Genomic DNA, 17,765 nt, shown 5'->3' with positions numbered 1-17,765 from the left:
TAAGGAAGTAAGGAAGTTGGAAGCAGGGAGAGGGAAGAGCTCGGGATTAAGGCTATAGCTGTACCTCAGTTTTATCAGTTCAAGAAAGTTTTAAGAAAGTAAGGAAGTTGGAAGCAGGGAGAGGGAAGAGCCAGAGATTAAGGCTATAGCTGTACCTCAGTTTTATCAGTTCAAGAAAGTTTTAAGGAAGTAAGGAAGTTGGGAAGTAGGGAGAGGGAAGAGCCAGAGATTAAGGCTATAGCTGTACCTCAGTTTTATCAGTTCAAGAAAGTTTTAAGAGAGTAAGAAGATGTAGGCTGGAAGAGGGAAGGAATTGTGGTTTACGGTGTCTCTGGATATTGTTTTAAGATAAGGAAGCCAGAAATTTTTGGGAGATTTTACTTATCCATTCAAATTAATGAAAAAAGGAGGCTGGAAGTGATTTCCTCAATCGCAACTTCCAGCCTCCCTCTTCCAGCTTCCAGTCAATAATTTCCTACTTTCTCGGAATTTCAGGACGTGGCATCTTGTAATAACTTCCGGATATGCTCTTCAGAAAGGCTACAATAGCCTCTGTTTCCTGATTGTTGAGCTGTAATGGTTTCATTCTCTGATCGGTAACCGGAAACTTAGGATCGGCTTTCTTTTCTTCCGGACTGGGGTTAATCATCAGCATTCCGCTATTGTATAAGTTGACCACACCGTGTAAGTCATCCATCAAGCCATTATGCATCCATGGAGCTGTATAACTCAGGTCTCTTAAAGATGGGGTTTTAAATTTGCCTACATCATCAGGATCTTTGGTGATATGATAAAGTCCAAGATCTTCATATTCACGCTGATAGTAGGTAAGTCCTATATTATGGAATGATTCATCAGTCAGATATTTACCATAATGGCAGTTCATGCATCTTGCTTTGGTGCGGAACAGGTGCATGCCGTAAATTTCCTTATCACTCATAGCTTTGTGATCACCATTGATAAATTTATCCAGTTTGCTCGGCTGACTTCTGATGGTACGCTGGAAGGTAGCCAATGCATTCGCAATGTGATTAAATGTAATTTTATCGGTATGATAAACCTCTTTAAAAAGCTGTTTGTATTCTTTATATTTTGAAAGCTTTCCGGCCAGCTTTTCCGGTTTCATATTCATTTCATTGTGAGCAGAAATAGGACCTATCAATTGTTCCTCCAGAGTTTTGGCTCTTCCGTCCCAGAAATAAGAGGTTCTATCCGCAATATTATAAAGGGATTGTGTATTTCTTTTTCCCAGCAAATGATCATTACCCAAGGCCACTTCCTGTCCGTCACTCCAGCCCAATTCAGGATTATGACAGCTGCTGCAGGAAACCTGGCTTGATGAGGATAGTTTGGGATCAAAGAATAATTTTTTTCCCAACATTACTTCGGGCAGTTCCTGGGTTTCATAATAATTGGAATCCCATTCTATAGATTCAAACTCTTTCCATTTTACATCGGCATCTACGGAAGGTTTAGGCCAGTACTGTATTGGCTTTTTATATTGTTCTATTACTTCTCCGTAATCTTTTTTAAATGTGGGTAAAGTATACTGCATGCAGAATAAAGCGATTATCCCGATCAGCAGTATTAATTTAATATTTGAAAATTTCATGTTTTTTTAATTAAAAAATACCTCCTATAGTAGCCGCAAAAAACATATTGTTGCCATTTTTGAAATCACTGTACACCATTTTACCGCCTGCATATGCATTCTTAATAACCGGAAGGCTAAAGTGAAAATTAACATCAAGTTTTGCCTGCCAGAAGTCTGAAGACTGATAGCTGTAGTTTTCCTGCAGCATTTGTTGAATGCCAGGTTTATTGGAAATACTGAACGCAGCATCTTTTTTATAAACATCAGTTACCGCAAGTCCCATGCAGACCGAAAGAGCGAGCTTGTCAGTGAATGTATTTATCCATTGATAATCCGCGCCATAGATAAGCTTATTTAAATCAATGAACGAAACAGGATTGTTATAGTTTTCTTTTTCCTGAAGCCATCCAAAGAAGGGGAGCAGTGATGATTTTGCTTTTTTATGCTCAAGTTCTAAGAATCCTTTTAATAAAATATCAGTTATCTGATGATTGTATCTTTGTGCAGAACCTATCTGTATATAATTCCTTGAATTGTCATTTAAAAACAGATTTTCAGTTCCTTTTCTGTTGATATGGTTTCCGTTTGCAGAAATTCCCCAGGAGATTCTTCCTGTTTCAAAAAACTTTCCTAATGAGAAATTAAACTGTTGTTCATCAATTCTGGAGGCATTAAGGTCTGTATATTCAGTCAGGAGTTTGTCAAGGTTGAGTTTTTTAATTCCGGCAGTAAGATACCACGATCTGTTTTCTGCTTCAAAAATCTGCAGACCACCTCCATACGACCAGCCTTCATAATATGCCTGACGAAGTTTCCCTGAAAGCAGTTCATTAGAATTACCCAGGCCACTCATATTGTAAATCATTGGAAAACCTTGGTTGCTTACAAAACTCAGATAATGCTTTTGAGTATACTTTTCAGCTTCCACATAAGCCCCGATTTTAAATTTTCCAAACATCATTTTATGAGCTCCCAGCGCCAATGAAAAATTAGCAGAGGTGTTCTTAGGCCTCGGATCAAGATCACGATAGCTCAAACTTGCTCTGTAGCTTCCTGTAATACCTATGGTGAATGAATTGAATTCCCTGGAATATCCTCCTGAAAACGCATAATTTTCAAACTTCATATCTCCACCTACACTGTCTGCTGCCACATAAGGGTAGATGATGTCATAGTCGGCATTTTCGTTCCATACTACCTGCTTGTTTTTCCCCTGTGAATAGGAAGCATTGCCCCAAACCGTAGTTTTTGGATCCAATATCTGATGGGTACGGGCTTCTGCACCCCAAATATTTTTCCCTTTGCCCTTTTGCTGTATTTCATTGGGAGTATTACTGTTTTGGGTGAATATATTAAAAACTGTAATATCATACTTCCTTGAGCCTAATACATTGGCAGGGTTGGAATTGATACTGCTTTTAAGGCTCCTTTCATAGCTGTATTCTTCATGAATCTTCTTCATGATGGTGTCATTATCCTGAGCATGCATTTCAGAACAAAGGAAAAGAACCGGCAGGATAAGTATGGATTGAAAATGTTTCATTTTAGTTGAATAATGATGGTTTTACACCGTGATCAAAATCCACAGTAGAGTTGTTGGTGTCTTTTAGAATATCTTTACCTTCTGAAGTTTTTCCAATCACTTTTCTACGGACTGCTTTTCCAAAACGGTTTTTATCTCCATCAAAAGATGTTACAGAAGTCCATCCCATATCTAAAGAAGGTGAAGTTACCAACCATTGAAAAGAATCCTGTACACTGAGATTAACTGCATCTGTGATCCATTCATTTGGAATCTTAACAGCTGTTCCGTCCATAGGATAGACATCTCCGCCAAAAGTGAGGTTATATGTGTAAGTGTATGAGTTCTGGCTTACTAACGCTTCATTGGTCATTCCTAGTGGCATACGAGCTAAAGCATAAGCATAGTATCCCTGGGTGTGAATAACCATTTTTTCAAATACATTAAGCATTTTAGGTACTGCAGGATTATCAATGTCATCAGAATCTTCCTTGAAAATCTGGAAGTTGGCCTGAGAAAGGTTAATAGAGGAAGAATTAAACTCCAGATGGTTGATAGCATCTTCTGCAATGATTATAGATGAACCTGGCAATACCGGATATGTACTTCCGTTACCGGGAATTCTGATGACCGCTCCGGCAGAGAATGTTGTTCCGATAATATTCGGGCTGTAATCCTGTTTTTCATTCGTCATAAAAGCTGACTGTATCAGCAGCATTCCGTCAGCATATAATGTTTTATCCGTATTATTTGTGATTTTAAAATACTGATCTCCAAAATACATGGCTCCCTGCGGTGTTTTTGTTCCTGCAAAAAACACCTCTTCAAGGATAAGATCACTGCTTTGCGCTTTCATTGAAATGTCAATGACTTTAGTCTGTTCAGTACCATTGATTACCACTCCGGTCTGAACTCCACCAACTTTTGCTTCTGTAGCCCCTGCATTATCAGTATACACAATACTTCCCTCTACAGTAATGTTATAAGTTCCTGTAGGAAGAACTGCTTTCAGAAGGTTGGTATTATTAAGCTCCTGAATAACTGTAAATCCGGTATTCAGTTCTTTAAAATTAACGGTAAGGTGTTTGTATTCTTTCACCTTAATGTTTTCCGGAACAACCTTCAGTTGAAGATTGAGCGTGGTCTGAGCCTGGGATTCCGGTGCGTCAGAGTCTGATGAACATGCTGCAAGACTTACTACAGCACACAGTAGTAATAGTGTTCTTAATAATTGTTTTAACATAATGTATTGAGTTGAAATTGTTATAAATTGAAATTGATTTCCATTCCGAAATAGGGATCATTTGCCCCTTTTCTGTTGATCGTGAATCCGTTAACACTATAAGGAGCATAATAGCTGAAAAGTCTGTTGGCAAACATAGAAACGATAACGGTTTTATGTCTGAAACTTTTGGTTACCTTCAGGTTAACATTGGCTTCGAGTGGCCTTCTGTTGGCGGTATATTTGTTTTCATTCTGGGCAATGATTAGCCTTTCAAGAATAGTTCCTTTGGCTGTATCAGGATTGAATGGCAATATATTCCCGTTTTGATCTACGTAGTGGCTGGGAGTTCCGTTCATAGGGTCCAGTTTTCTCATTGAATACCATGAAAACTGGAAAGAAGATGAAAATATAAGGTCCAGTTTAGGAATATAAGTATCCATCATAAGATTGGTATTCAGAATTTCGTTCACCGAATTAGGTTCCATTCCGTTGTAAAGCCCGAGGTAAGGATAAGGTCTTCCATTGAGCAATACATCAGATCTTTTATATATCGGAAGACTGTTGCCGTATGTTGTACGGAACCATGCACCACTAAGCGTAAATCTAGTGTTGATTGCAGGGATTCTGTTAGAAGAATACTGAAACTCAACACCTTCTTTATCTATTTTGCTTCCGTTTCGCTGTGCAGAATAAGTGAAGTTTTCTGTCATATCCTGATAGGGAAGTGTATTGACGTCCGGTGGAGAAGTGATAGCATCATGATTAAGTCCTGAGGTATCGTATTTTTTATACTGATAAACCGCATATTCATTCATACTACGGAATGCATTATGCATTTTTTCCCTGAAAACGGTCACAGATAATTGATGAAGTCCCAGACTGAAATCCATTCTTGCTTCAAACTTTTCATTAACAGCAGGTTCTATTTCTTTGTTTTGAGGGTTATAGATATTGGTTTTGTAGTTTACCCTTCTGTAATTCGGATTAGAGTGGAAATAATTCAATTGCTGAATATCCTTATAAACCAGTTCCGGATACAGCAGGTTAAGATCCGGGAATAAGCTCTGTTTTCCATAGCCAAGCGTTAATGTAAACTGGGCTTTTCTGTTCATAATATTAAACGCAGGAAGATCCCATTGAAGGTTGGCTCTCGGGTCCGCATAGATTTTTCCGCTCATTTTAAAATCAGAAGGCAGGTTCAGCATTGAATTTCCTCTTATTCCTAATGCTGCAGTAAGTTTATGCTTTCCGATATCTGCAGTACTTATGGTTTCAAAGAATAAAGCAGAAGTAGAATAAGCCGGAACATCACGATAAGGGCGGGGCCTGAATGTCGCTTTAGGATCTATAGGTTTATAAATGTCGAACAGCTGTCCCTGTCCCCAGTTTTTACTTAATTGCCAGTCGAATCCTGTATTGATTTCATTTTTAATGGTTTTAAAATCCCACTGGAAATTATTGATCATTTTTACAAAAATGTCAAGGGGCTTGCCATCTACGGTATAATCAGAAATATATCTGGCTTCAGGATAATATCCGTCATATTCACCTTCAATTCTGGAAAGTGGAAAGGCTGTTGCGTTTTCCAACTGAATGAATTTGGTCTGTTTTATTTTATCAAATCTTTGGTTGACTGTTGCCTGAATTTCTGTAGACCTGTAAAATGAAGGCTCGTTTTTTGTGTAATTAAAAACATTTGAAAGGCTCAAAAGGTGGTTGTTGACCTCGTAAGAGTTTAATTGCGACAAGTCAACATCCGGATCGGTCTTCGAACCATCCAGAGAACCTGTATAGCTAAGATGAGTTTGCCATCTGAAAGAGCTGTGGCTGTATTGTTTCTCCTTAGCCAGGGCAAAATTTGCTGTAATTCTTTTATAGTTTTCAAGTCTGTCTCTCGGATCAGATTTTGCATTCAGATAATCAATTCCTGTATTGATTTTCAGACCATACTTTTTATCTTCAAATCCTTTACTGACAGCAAAGAGTTTACTATAGCCATCTGCTTTAAATCTGGATTTCCATTGAGTATAGCCTGACTTGTTGGTGATTTTAACGATCCCTGAAGTTAAATTTCCATAGATAACGGAAGGAATTCCGCGCAATATTTCTACCTTCTCGATCTGATCTGTAGAAATGCTTCGCATATCAACTCCACTGGTAAGATTAAGCCTTCTTTTTAATCCATTATTGCTTTTGTCTAAAAAATCATAAGTATATTGAAGGTTTGCACCAGAATTCAATGGAGCGCCATCTACTAAAAATGTGGTTCCCATTGCAGAAGTGTTATAATCATTTCCGGGATTACCTGTTTCACGAAGGCTGATCTTATTCATCTGATTCATTACCGGATCTCCGGATCTCCCTCCAGGAAGTAATTCCAAAAGATCTGTAAAGCTTGATGGCTGTAAATGCTGCATGGCACGTTGACTGATAATAGATGAAGAAGTTAGTCCCTTACTTTCCTTAGCAGTAATAATCACTTCTTCAATAGAATTGATTTTATCTTTTAATGAGAAAGTAAATGCTTGAGAAGTTGTGATCACAATCTTCCCGGAATATTCAAGAATTCCGTTTTTGATAATCTCAATAGTGTACTGGCCGGGATTGATAGAGGCAGTTGCAATACCTTTGTCATTGGTAGATATCGAATATTTATGGTCTGTAGATAATATTTTTATTTCAGAATCTTTTAAAGGTCCCGCATGAATGGTCTTTACTTCAAATGAAATAGTGGCAGACCTGTCTTGTGAATGGACTGTTGAAAACGCACTGAAGAGAAATAAAAATGTGAGAATTTGTGTTTTAATAGGGAATCGTGGATCATTGCTTACCATCTGGTACTTTTCTTCCCGCAAAGGTAGGAGGGCTTAAATAAGATTTCTAATTTTATTTAGAATAATTTAAAATAATTGATAAAAATCATTTTACTTGCATTATTGATAATATTCATTTAGAGTTATAAATATATATTTATTTAGTTGATTTTTAATTATTTACATTTTGTTTAATTAGTGTATTTTAATATTTATTTCTAAGTTTTATTGTTGGAGTTATTTCCGTTTAAAGGATACCTACTTTCTTTACAATGGAATAATAAGAATAATTGAACGTATTTTGAGGAGGCAAAAGAGGAACCCTCTTATGAAGTTATCAAATAACTATATATTGTTATTATCAACGGCAAAGCAGAGTTTTTAGCTCACTAAAATGTAACATTTGATAATTTCATTTGCGTTTAAAAAAAGATAAAGTCAATTAGCCTTCAAAAAAAGCACTCCATTGCTGGAGTGCCAAAATTAACTTGAAAATGATATATAAAAAGGATTGATGCTATAGTTTAACTTTTTTATTGATCACTTTCCCATTGGAAAGAGTCATTTGTACCACATATACTCCGGAATCCATGTTTTTTGATTCAAATTGCTGGGAATTGACTTCCTGCTGAACAATTAAAGTTCCGGAAATGCTGTATATGCTGATATTTTTGATGTCAGTATTGGCTCTGGCTCTGATTTGTTTGTTTTGTGCAAATATATCTGTGCTGTTTACCAGTGTACGGCTTCCGATATTTTTACTGAACTGCAAATTATAATAGGAGGTCGTTACTTCGAATGTATATTTCTGAGCATCCAGATCCTGTATATTGATTCCGTCATTTTCCTGATACTGGTCTTTAGAAATCGTTTTAACAAGATTTTTATTTTCATCAAAAACATAAACTGCAGAAAGTTCATTCTGATCAATCTTCAGCTTTAAAACTGCATTATTGTCAGACTGTACAATTTCATTTTCAGCTACTTCATTAGGGGTGTTCTTAATGTATGGAAGCATTTTCTCCTGATTATTTTCTGATACTTTCAATAGATACACTCCATCTTTTAAAGAAGATAAGCTGTGGTCATCTGCTGATCGTCTGTTTGCTTTTTCTTTATTGAAATCAGTTACTTCAAGTAACTGCATATTTCCAAGGTCAGGTTTTATCTGGGATGAAAATAGAGTAGGAGTTTCTTGTGAAGCGTTTGCAGACTGTTTTCCAAAAACAGACCCTACTACAGCCCATTGATTGAACAATCCACCACTTCTTAAAGTATTGAATTTAGCATTGGATGCCAAAACAAAAGGAACAATGCCACCCACATGTCCAAGAGGACCCCAGTAAAAGGAATCCAGTTTGTATTTATTCAGATCCCACCATGCATAATAACCTCGCTGTACATCTATAGTTTTAGAGGTGTTTTCTGGCGGAATCGCAAGATCAACGGTAGAATGGCCTAATGTCATAGGGGTCTTATTATACCAGTCGTATACATCTTTAGGCTTCAGACACTGTCTGAATTTATGATTTGGATTGTTGGTAACTTCATTAACGAAATTGTTCGTGAAAAGTTTTTTCCATATAAATGGCCCCCACAACAAACCTCCGTTATCCTGAACAACGTGATAATTGTATTTGTCAAGATATTCTGCAGAAATAACTTCTGAAATATCATTAGTATAAGTTTTATAGCCCATATTGTTACAGCTATGAAGAACATTGGCAAGGAATGAGCTGAACGGATAAATATCTTTTTCTAAAACACCTTTCTTTAAAGTGGTTTCTGACATATCATAAGGTCCATCCCCCATATAGGCATACTTAAACTTTAAATTGCCTGGATTAGAGGTGTTTAACCTTTTTAAGGTTGACATAGCTGCATGTGCCCCTTGTGAATAACCCGCCAGGAAATATTCATCATAACGCTTTATTCCTAATTGTGCTAATGCTTTATTAGCTGCTGTTACAAAATCAATAGTTGCTCCGGATTCGGTAGCATAGTCTACGTAAGGATGTACCCCTTCTCCGTCTCCCATTCCTACATAGTCAGGAGCCATTAAAATATAACCATTGAGAACATAAGAGAGCTCAACCACAAATCCGGCTACCAAAGCTCCCTTAAAATTTGAAGGAACATTGTGTCTGCTATCGGTAGTCCCATGGTTGGATACGACAGTGGAAAGCTTCATATTAACATTGGGATACATGAGAAGTCCTGTAGCTTTTACAAGAACATTGTTTTCATTTTTGGTGTAATAGGTTATTTTATATCCCTTTAGTCCAACATTGAAACCATTGAGATAGCTTACAAAATCAGGGGAATTCTGTTCGCCAAGATTATTGGCAATAAAATTAACAACTCCCTGCGGTGTTAAATTCAGTTTCTGTTCGGCGCTTACAAGATCTCCTGCCTGCTGGCTGAAATAGAATGGGGCTACCAGTCCTATTAAAAAAGTTGTGATTTTCTTCATGTCGTGATTTTTTTACTAGGGTTAAGGTAATAACTTTAGTAAATTCGCAAAAATATTCAGACATTAATAACTATTCATTGAATATTAAATTCTCTGAAAGGTGAGTAAAATAAAAGAGTCTGATCAATGATCAGACTCTTTTATTTATATTTTTTCCTTTCTTTCTATTCTTAGAAAGCGTTGAGACCTGTAATATCTAAACCGGTGATTAACAAATGAACATCGTGAGTTCCTTCATACGTAATAACAGATTCCAGATTGGCTGCGTGTCTCATCATTGGGAATTCACCCATGATTCCCATACCTCCAAGGATCTGTCTTGATTCCCTTGCGATATCAATTGCCATTTTTACGTTATTACGTTTAGCCATTGAGATTTGTGCAGGAGTTGCTTTATGTGCATTTTTAAGATTTCCTAACTGAAGACATAATAACTGAGCTTTTGTAATCTCTGTTAAGAATTCAGCTAATTTTTTCTGTTGAAGCTGGAAAGAACCGATTGGCTTACCAAATTGTTTTCTTTCCTTAGAATACTGCACTGCTGTACAGTGACAATCAATAGCAGCACCAATTACGCCCCATGAAATTCCATATCTGGCAGAGTTAAGACAAGATAAAGGTCCTTTCAATCCTGTCACTCCCGGAAGCAGATTTTCTTTCGGAACTTTTACATCATTGAATACCAATTCTCCTGTTTTGGAAGCTCTTAAGCTCCATTTATTGTGCGTTTCTGGAGTCGTGAATCCTTCCATTCCTCTTTCAACAATTAATCCCTGTACTTTTCCTTCCTCATTTTTTGCCCATACTACTGCAATGTCGCAAAGTGGAGAATTGGTGATCCACATTTTAGCACCATTCAACAGGTAATGGTCACCCATATCCTTAAAATAAGTTTCCATAGAACCCGGATCAGAACCATGGTTAGGCTCAGTTAATCCAAAAGAACCAATCATTTCTCCTGCAGCAAGCTTTGGAAGATATTTTTTCTTTTGTTCTTCAGAACCGAACTCATTAATAGGAAACATAACCAAAGAGCTCTGTACTGAAGCAGCAGAACGTACTGCAGAATCTCCTCTTTCCAACTCCTGCATGATAAGACCATAAGAAATCTGATCTAATCCGGAACCTCCATACTCAACAGGAATATACGGACCTAATGCTCCAATTTTTCCTAATTCTCTCATAAGGCCAGGAAGGTCAGTATGATTTTGAGCTGCCTGATCAATCTGCGGCATTACAAAACTTTCAACCCAGTCTCTGACAGATTGGCGGATCAGTTTGTGTTCTTCAGTAAGTAAAGCATCAATTCCATAGTAATCAGGGATGCTTGTAAGAGGATAATATGACATGATTTTTTGATTTTGTTAAAAATAACATTTTTTGTGGTGTCTGGGAAATTTTTTTGAAAACTTATCTAAATGCTGGTTTTCAAATATATAATGCTGGTTTTTCCTGTTTGAGGGGTAAAACTTGTATTTTAACTCTCCTCATCATTGGAGATAGGGTACTGATTGGTTGCATTATGCACCTTGGTTTTAAATTTATACAGGTATGGCGCTTTATTGGCAGAACCGTCATAAAGCTTTTCCAGCCTGTCAAGGATGTTTAGGCTTAATATTTTTCGCTGGAAATTATTTCTCCTGAATTTCTGACCTAAAATAGTTTCATAAAGAGCCTGAAGATCCTTCATAGTAAATTTTTCCGGAAGAAGATTACTGGCGGCCACTTCGGTATTGATATTCATTCTCAGATATTCCAGACCGGTTTCTATAATTCTGTCGTGATCAAAAGCCATCTTGGGCAAATTATTCACTTCAAACCATTCACAGCTTTCATTAAAAGCATCCGGAAAAGTATTTGTCATAGAAAAATCAATAAGGCTGCAGTATCCTACAGTAATAAATCTCTGAAAGATCCAGTGATCCTCAGGGACTTCTATTCCTTTGTTTCTAAGGAGGATCTGGTGAACATTATTTTCTGTACGGTCTATTCTTCCAAAGGTGTGGAATTGTTTTAAAAACAGATCTTTAAGATGAGTACGCTCATACAAAACTCTTTCAGCAGCTTCCCTAAGGTCTTCATCATTGAAAACAAAACCACCCGGAAGTGACCACAGATCCAGATCATGATATTTTAATAATAAAACTTTTAAAATATTATTGTGAAAGCCGAATATCGTACAGTCTACAGAAATATGAGAAACAAAATCCTTTGTGTCGATCAGTTCCTGAAGTGTTTCTTTACTTTTTGTGTCTTTGATTTTCATGATTGTAAAAATAAAAACTATTTTCTATATTTTCTTTTTGAGACGTTAAAATACATCAAACTAATCACAAAAAGAAGAATTACAGAGCATAATATATATAATGGATAAAAGTTTAATAGTTGTTTTCCAAAGAGTACAGCCATAATAATAGAACTGACTGAACTTCCCAGAGAAGAAAAAATAACAATAAGAGAAGTAAACAGATTGATCTTTTCTTTGTCCACCAAAGTAATCATTTTTGAATTGACAACAGGGTAGAGTGGTGACAGGAACAATCCTATAACCGGAAATAAGAACAGAAGCATTTTTGAATCTTCAGAATCAAAATACTGAATTCCTAAGATCGCCAGCAATAAAGCGATGATTAATGAGATACATGCAACGTAATATTTTGATAATGAAAATCTACGGATGATATTAGCTGTAACAGTTCTTCCTGCGTATGAAAAAAGGGAGAGGAAGGATGTAGCCTGAAGGGCAAAAAATGAATTCACTTTCAGATGGTTCTTATAAAAAGAGGGAAGCCATGAATTAAATCCCTGTTCTACAAACACAATAAAGAAGATCACGGCAAGAAATAAAGCAACCACAGGAGTTGTAAATCTTGATAATTCAGCGAAAATATTTTTGCTTTCCGAGGGTTTCGATTCTGTTATTTCTATTTTTGAAAGAAGGAATATGGTAATGGCAGATAGCACGGCAATCAACAGAAAGCCAAATCTCCAAAATTCGGAATACTGACTGGAGATGAGCCATCCAAAACCTGTATTCACTACAAAGATTCCAATCATAAAGGAAGCTTCCACACTGTTCATGGTTTTGGCCAAAGATTTTTCATCCGAAATATTATTTCTTATAATTCCGAATACACATATTTTTCCAATTGCAAAACAAGCTCCAATGATGGCAAACCATACCTTGTAAAACCAGAATTCTTCTATAAACGGCAGTAAGCAGGAACAAAATCCTACAATAGCCAAAGCGGCGATTAATGCTTTTTTTGATCCTGTTTTATTGATGAAACCTACTGCAAAAAGAGAGATAAAAGCAATAGGCAGGTCTTTAAAAGATTCAAGAAACCCAAGCTCCCCATAGGTGATATTAGTGTCTGCAAGCTGTAGGATAATAAGTCCCATACAGTTTAACACCATAGAGAAAATAAGGAAGGTTAGTTTTAACGGGAGAGAAATTTTAGAAAGCTTAGCGGTCATTTCGGGAGTTAACTTTATTGAATTTTTATAGCTTTTTGTGAATAATTGATGCGAAGATATGGCTTTTAACCCTCAATAATAAACGAAATTTTAAAATATTTATTAATATAATGTTAATTAATTGAAAAAAAATATATTTTTATTGTCTCAATTTGAGAATTAAAACAAATAGCTGTATATGAATGTAAGAATATCGAGAAATTTAGGAGTGATTGCCGTCCTCTATTTTACGGCTAACTTCAGTGGCCAGACGAAAAAGGACACGCTTTCTAAAGAAAATAAAATAGATGAAATTGTAGTGATCGGTTATGGGACTCAGAAGAAGTCTAATGTAACCGGAGCTATTGCAAGTATTAAAGCCAGTGATATAGAAAACATACCCACCGGTAAGCCGGAACAGGTATTGCAGGGAAGGGCTGCAGGGGTTTCTGTAGTAACCAATTCCGGGCAGCCGGGTGCTGCGGCAACGGTGCGTGTCCGTGGAATTACCAGTTTCGGAGCTGGAAGTAACAGCCCGCTATGGGTGGTAGATGGTATTGTAGTAGACAATATCGGATGGCTTAACCAATCTGACATAGAAAGTATTGAAGTATTGAAGGATGGAGCTTCATCCGCAATTTATGGGGTTTCCGCTGCAAAAGGGGTAATTCTGGTTACCACGAAAAAAGGGAAAAAAGGAAAGCTTTCTCTTTCTTATAATGGATTTTACGGATTCTCAAATGCATCTAAAAAATTAGACCTTCTGGATGCCACCCAATATGCAAAAATTATCAATGAAGGTTTTGTAAACGATGGGCAAGCACCACGTTTTGCTAATCCTGAATCATTTGGAAAAGGAACAAACTGGCAGGATACTATTTTTGGAACAGGAGAAAAATCCTCTCATGAGGTAAGTATCACTGGAGGTAATGATAAATCAAGTTATTATACATCGTTTGGATATTTTGATCAGACGGGTATTGTAATGACTGATATATCCTATTATAAAAGAATCAATGCCAGATTCAACTCTACTCACAAGGTTACGGACTATTTAACTTTGGGACAAACCTTTGCTTATACCCATACCAAATCTCAGGGAGTAAGTGCCAACGAAGAATATGGTGGGCCATTGGCTTCAGCTGTTAACTTAGATCCTATTACACCGGAAGTGGTTACAGACTGGTCGAAGGTAGATCCAAGCGGGTATACCGATGAGTATATCATTCGTGATCCCAATGGCAATCCGTATGGGATTTCAAGGTATGTAAACAACGAAATGACAAACCCAAGAGCTTTCCGTACTATTCAGCAGGGAAATTACAACTGGTCTGATGATTTTGTAGGAAATGTTTTTGCTGAGCTTAAATTTCTTGATCATTTTACCTTCAAATCAAGTTTAAATGGTAAGAAATCGTATTGGGGAAGCCGCACTTTTACTCCTAAATATTATTTAAGTCCCAACTATAGAAATACAGGTTTCAATAGTCTGAATAAAGTGGATGAAAATAAGTTTGAATGGAGCATGGAAAATACATTGACCTATCAGAATAAATTTGGAGATCATAGTTTAAGCATTTTGATAGGACAAGGGGTATATCGATATAATGTATCAGGCGGAGCCAGCTTAACCTACAGTAATCTGCCTATTGATAGCTGGCAGGATGCTTCTTTTAACTTTGATATTCCTCAGGATGATATTACAGCCAAAGGATGGGATGGGATTCAAACCCGTAAAGCTTCTTATTTTGGTAGAATTATTTATGATTATGCCGATAAATATTTATTTACAGGAACCGTTCGTAGAGACGGGTCTTCAAAATTTGCAACAAATCAGCATTGGGGAACTTTCCCGTCTATGTCTTTAGGATGGAATGCTCATAAAGAAGATTTCTGGCCAGAAAATAAAGTGATTAATAGCTTGAAACTGAGAGGAGGATATGGTGTTTTAGGAAATGACGAAATGGAGAACTTCAGATTTGCAAGTTTTATGGTTTCAGGAAGTAACTATTCCAATTCTGGAAATAATATCATTATAGGATATGCGCCAAGTACCCTGGAAAATCCAAACCTTAAATGGGAACAGACCAGCCAGCTGAATATTGCAGCAGACCTGAAGCTATTCAATAATTTTACCCTTTCGGCAGACTGGTATAAGAAGAAAACTACTGATATTTTAAGACAAATCAATATTCCCGGCTATGTTGGGGTTCCTAATTTTCCTTGGTCAAACGTAGGAGATATGGAAAACTCAGGATTGGAACTTGAGTTGGGATATAAAAAGAATTGGGAAGACTTCAGTATATCTGTAAACGGAAATTTTGCAACCATCAAAAACAAAGTTTTGCGATTAGAGAATGATATTGATTATTTCAATCTTGCTTCTTTCCAGACCATGGGAGCTGTCTCAAGAGTAGCAGTAGGACAGCCTTATGGATCTTTTTACGGACAGACTTACAGTGGAGTGTTTCAGAATCAGGCACAAATTGATGCCTATGTAAATGCTAACGGTAGTAAGCTGTTACCTGGTGCTAAACCAGGAGATTTTATCTGGCAGGATAATAATGGTGATGGTAAAATTGATGAGGAAGACAAAGTGAATTTAGGAAGTTCTATTCCAAAATATACCTTTGGACTTACCGTTAACATGAATTACAAAAACTTTGATTTTATGATATTTGCTCAAGGGCAGGCTGGCAACAAAATCTTTCAGGGATTAAGAAGGCTGGATATTCTTGATGCGAATTATCAGACAAAGGTTTTAGACCGATGGACAGGAGAGGGTTCTACTAATGCAAGTCCGAGAGTTACCAGGGATGATTCTAACCATAATTATTCATGGATGTCTAACTACTATCTTCAGAAAGGAGATTATGTTCGTGTGAAAATTATTCAGTTGGGGTACACCCTTCCTCAAGACGTTACCAGCCGGTTTGGAATGAATAAAGTGAGATTATATATTACCGGAGAAAACCTTTTCACCTTTACAAAATATACTGGATATGATCCGGAAATTGCCGGAAGAAATAATTCTGAGCAGGATATTATCGGGGTAGACAGAGCTTACTATCCACAGGCAAGAACCTTCTTACTGGGGGCAAATATTCAATTTTAATACATAATAACATGAAAAATAAAAGTTTTATATATAAAGGACTTGCTGTAACTTTTTTGGCGGGTCTGAGTTTTAGCAATATGGCCTGCAGTGGTTCATATCTGGATGAAGTACAGAATTCAGGAGCTTTTAAAACGGAGACTTATTTTCAAAATGAGAGACAGTCATTTAGTGCTCTGGTTTCTGTATATGATATTTTAAGAAAATATTCCGGGGGATTTGAGAATACTGTTACCTTTTTTAATGCAGGATCTGATGATTTTTATTCCGGAGGTGGAAATTCTAATGATGGTGCAGGTATTCAGGGACTCAATAATTATTCACTGAACCCTAACACAATGCCTGCGAGCTATTGGAAAGATTATTATCAGGGTGTAGCACGTGCCAATCTTTTAATGGAGAGAGTGCCGGGAGCTAATATGGATGAAGGTCTCAAAAAAAGATACAGTGCAGAAGCTAAAGTTTTGAGATCTTTATACTACTTCGAATTGGTAAGAATGTTTGGAAATATTCCTTTGGTTCTTAAAAGTGTAAAATTTGATGATGATTATTGGAATATTCCACAGGCAAAGCCAGGCGAAGTATACACACAGATAGAAAATGATATCATTGCTGCACTTCCTGATCTGATGTTAACAGCTACAGGTAATGACAGAGGAAGAATTACACAGGGGACAGCCAGAGCAATATTAGGAAAGATCTATCTTTATGATAAGAAAATGCCGGAAGCAGCAGCACAATTTGAACAGGTGAATGGCACACCTGGAGGGACCAGCCAATATGGGTACAAATTGGTAGCAAATTATGGAGATCTATTTAAAGTAGGACCAGAAACGGTAGATCCTTATAAGTTTTCGACGGAATCTATTCTGGAAGTAATGCATACTAACAAAGGGAATTCTGACTGGGGTTTCTGGGGACAGGGAAAAGATGAAGGAAACTCTATCAATGCAATGCTTGGACCTCGTTCTTATTCCATTAACAAAAAAATTAAAGATAATGATGCTCCTGATTTATATCCGGGGTGGGCATTTAATACAGTGACTGAGGACTTGTATAATTTTATGCAGGATGACCCACGAATGAATACAACTATTTTCAATATGAAACCGTTGTTAGCAGAGGATAAAGTTAGCTATAGTCCTGCATTTTCGGATACCGGATATTTTTTAAATAAATATTTACCTACCAATGATTTGAAAAGCTCACTTCCCGGAGCCGCAGAACTCAACTTCAGACAAAATTATGTAGCCATAAGATTAGCTGATACCTATCTTATGGAGGCAGAGGCCTTAGGCGCAGCAGGAGCAAGAGCTCAGGCTTTGTTGGATGCAGTAAGAGCAAGAGTTGGTTTAGGATCAGTTCCTATTTCTATTCAGGCAATAAAAGATGAAAGAAGAAGAGAACTTGCCGGAGAAGGACACCGATGGTTTGACCTTGTAAGATGGGGAGATGCACCTATAAAGCTTGCATTCAAAGGGTTTAAAGCTGGTAAAAATGAAATTTTACCCATTCCGTTTAATGAACTGCCGAATACAGCGTTACATCAAAATCCGGGATATTAAAT

General features: G+C 36.9%; 10 protein-coding genes. 2 read left to right on the top strand and 8 right to left on the bottom strand.

The genetic code is table 11. The features are described 5' to 3' along the window. Window positions 1–475: 475 nt before the first annotated feature. The 8 genes from M2372_RS11490 to M2372_RS11455 all read right to left on the bottom strand — a co-directional run bounded on the left by M2372_RS11490 (window position 476) and on the right by M2372_RS11455 (window position 13,104). On the bottom strand, window positions 476–1,612 hold the full coding sequence (locus M2372_RS11490) for a cytochrome-c peroxidase (RefSeq protein ID WP_123319398.1): 1,137 nt from the start codon (window positions 1,610–1,612) through the stop codon (window positions 476–478). A gap of 10 nt (window positions 1,613–1,622) precedes the next feature. Beyond that, window positions 1,623–3,137: a DUF6850 family outer membrane beta-barrel protein gene (locus tag M2372_RS11485; protein WP_123319397.1), complete on the bottom strand. Its 1,515-nt coding sequence runs from the start codon at window positions 3,135–3,137 to the stop codon at window positions 1,623–1,625. Between the two features lies 1 nt (window position 3,138). Then, window positions 3,139–4,359, bottom strand: coding sequence for a DUF4876 domain-containing protein (locus tag M2372_RS11480; protein ID WP_123319396.1), 1,221 nt, complete (start codon window positions 4,357–4,359; stop codon window positions 3,139–3,141). A gap of 20 nt (window positions 4,360–4,379) precedes the next feature. Continuing rightward, window positions 4,380–7,175, bottom strand: a complete 2,796-nt coding sequence (locus M2372_RS11475) for a TonB-dependent siderophore receptor (protein WP_123319395.1) — start codon at window positions 7,173–7,175, stop codon at window positions 4,380–4,382. A gap of 496 nt (window positions 7,176–7,671) precedes the next feature. Further along, window positions 7,672–9,627, bottom strand: coding sequence for a T9SS type A sorting domain-containing protein (locus M2372_RS11470; protein ID WP_123319394.1), 1,956 nt, complete (start codon window positions 9,625–9,627; stop codon window positions 7,672–7,674). A 170-nt stretch (window positions 9,628–9,797) separates the two neighbouring features. Further along, window positions 9,798–10,976 (bottom strand): acyl-CoA dehydrogenase family protein, encoded by a 1,179-nt coding sequence (locus M2372_RS11465; protein WP_115968945.1) that lies wholly within the window; start codon window positions 10,974–10,976, stop codon window positions 9,798–9,800. A 128-nt stretch (window positions 10,977–11,104) separates the two neighbouring features. Further along, entirely contained in the window at window positions 11,105–11,893 is a 789-nt protein-coding gene (locus tag M2372_RS11460; RefSeq protein WP_123319393.1) for an NrtR DNA-binding winged helix domain-containing protein, read from the bottom strand. A gap of 17 nt (window positions 11,894–11,910) precedes the next feature. Beyond that, window positions 11,911–13,104, bottom strand: a complete 1,194-nt coding sequence (locus tag M2372_RS11455; protein WP_115968943.1) for a sugar MFS transporter — start codon at window positions 13,102–13,104, stop codon at window positions 11,911–11,913. A gap of 178 nt (window positions 13,105–13,282) precedes the next feature. Between M2372_RS11455 and M2372_RS11450 the strand changes: the two genes are divergently transcribed. Further along, window positions 13,283–16,198, top strand: a complete 2,916-nt coding sequence (locus M2372_RS11450; protein WP_123319392.1) for a TonB-dependent receptor — start codon at window positions 13,283–13,285, stop codon at window positions 16,196–16,198. Window positions 16,199–16,209: 11 nt separating this feature from the next. Next, complete coding sequence (locus M2372_RS11445) at window positions 16,210–17,763, top strand: RagB/SusD family nutrient uptake outer membrane protein (protein WP_123319391.1); 1,554 nt, start codon at window positions 16,210–16,212, stop codon at window positions 17,761–17,763. Window positions 17,764–17,765 lie beyond the last annotated feature (2 nt).

Origin of the sequence: Chryseobacterium sp. BIGb0232 (assembly GCF_024810195.1) — a bacterium.
Classification (GTDB): Bacteria; Bacteroidota; Bacteroidia; order Flavobacteriales; family Weeksellaceae; genus Chryseobacterium; species Chryseobacterium pennae.
This window is presented reverse-complemented; position numbering and strand designations above follow the sequence as displayed.

What these genes read in the sequence shown, in the direction of transcription:
- M2372_RS11490 (WP_123319398.1), bottom strand. Translation starts at nt 1,612, where the DNA reads ATGAAATTTTCAAATATTAAATTAATACTGCTGATCGGGATAATCGCT.
- M2372_RS11475 (WP_123319395.1), bottom strand. Translation starts at nt 7,175, where the DNA reads ATGGTAAGCAATGATCCACGATTCCCTATTAAAACACAAATTCTCACA.
- M2372_RS11465 (WP_115968945.1), bottom strand. Translation starts at nt 10,976, where the DNA reads ATGTCATATTATCCTCTTACAAGCATCCCTGATTACTATGGAATTGAT.
- M2372_RS11470 (WP_123319394.1), bottom strand. Translation starts at nt 9,627, where the DNA reads ATGAAGAAAATCACAACTTTTTTAATAGGACTGGTAGCCCCATTCTAT.
- M2372_RS11445 (WP_123319391.1), top strand. Translation starts at nt 16,210, where the DNA reads ATGAAAAATAAAAGTTTTATATATAAAGGACTTGCTGTAACTTTTTTG.
- M2372_RS11480 (WP_123319396.1), bottom strand. Translation starts at nt 4,359, where the DNA reads ATGTTAAAACAATTATTAAGAACACTATTACTACTGTGTGCTGTAGTA.
- M2372_RS11450 (WP_123319392.1), top strand. Translation starts at nt 13,283, where the DNA reads ATGAATGTAAGAATATCGAGAAATTTAGGAGTGATTGCCGTCCTCTAT.
- M2372_RS11460 (WP_123319393.1), bottom strand. Translation starts at nt 11,893, where the DNA reads ATGAAAATCAAAGACACAAAAAGTAAAGAAACACTTCAGGAACTGATC.
- M2372_RS11455 (WP_115968943.1), bottom strand. Translation starts at nt 13,104, where the DNA reads ATGACCGCTAAGCTTTCTAAAATTTCTCTCCCGTTAAAACTAACCTTC.
- M2372_RS11485 (WP_123319397.1), bottom strand. Translation starts at nt 3,137, where the DNA reads ATGAAACATTTTCAATCCATACTTATCCTGCCGGTTCTTTTCCTTTGT.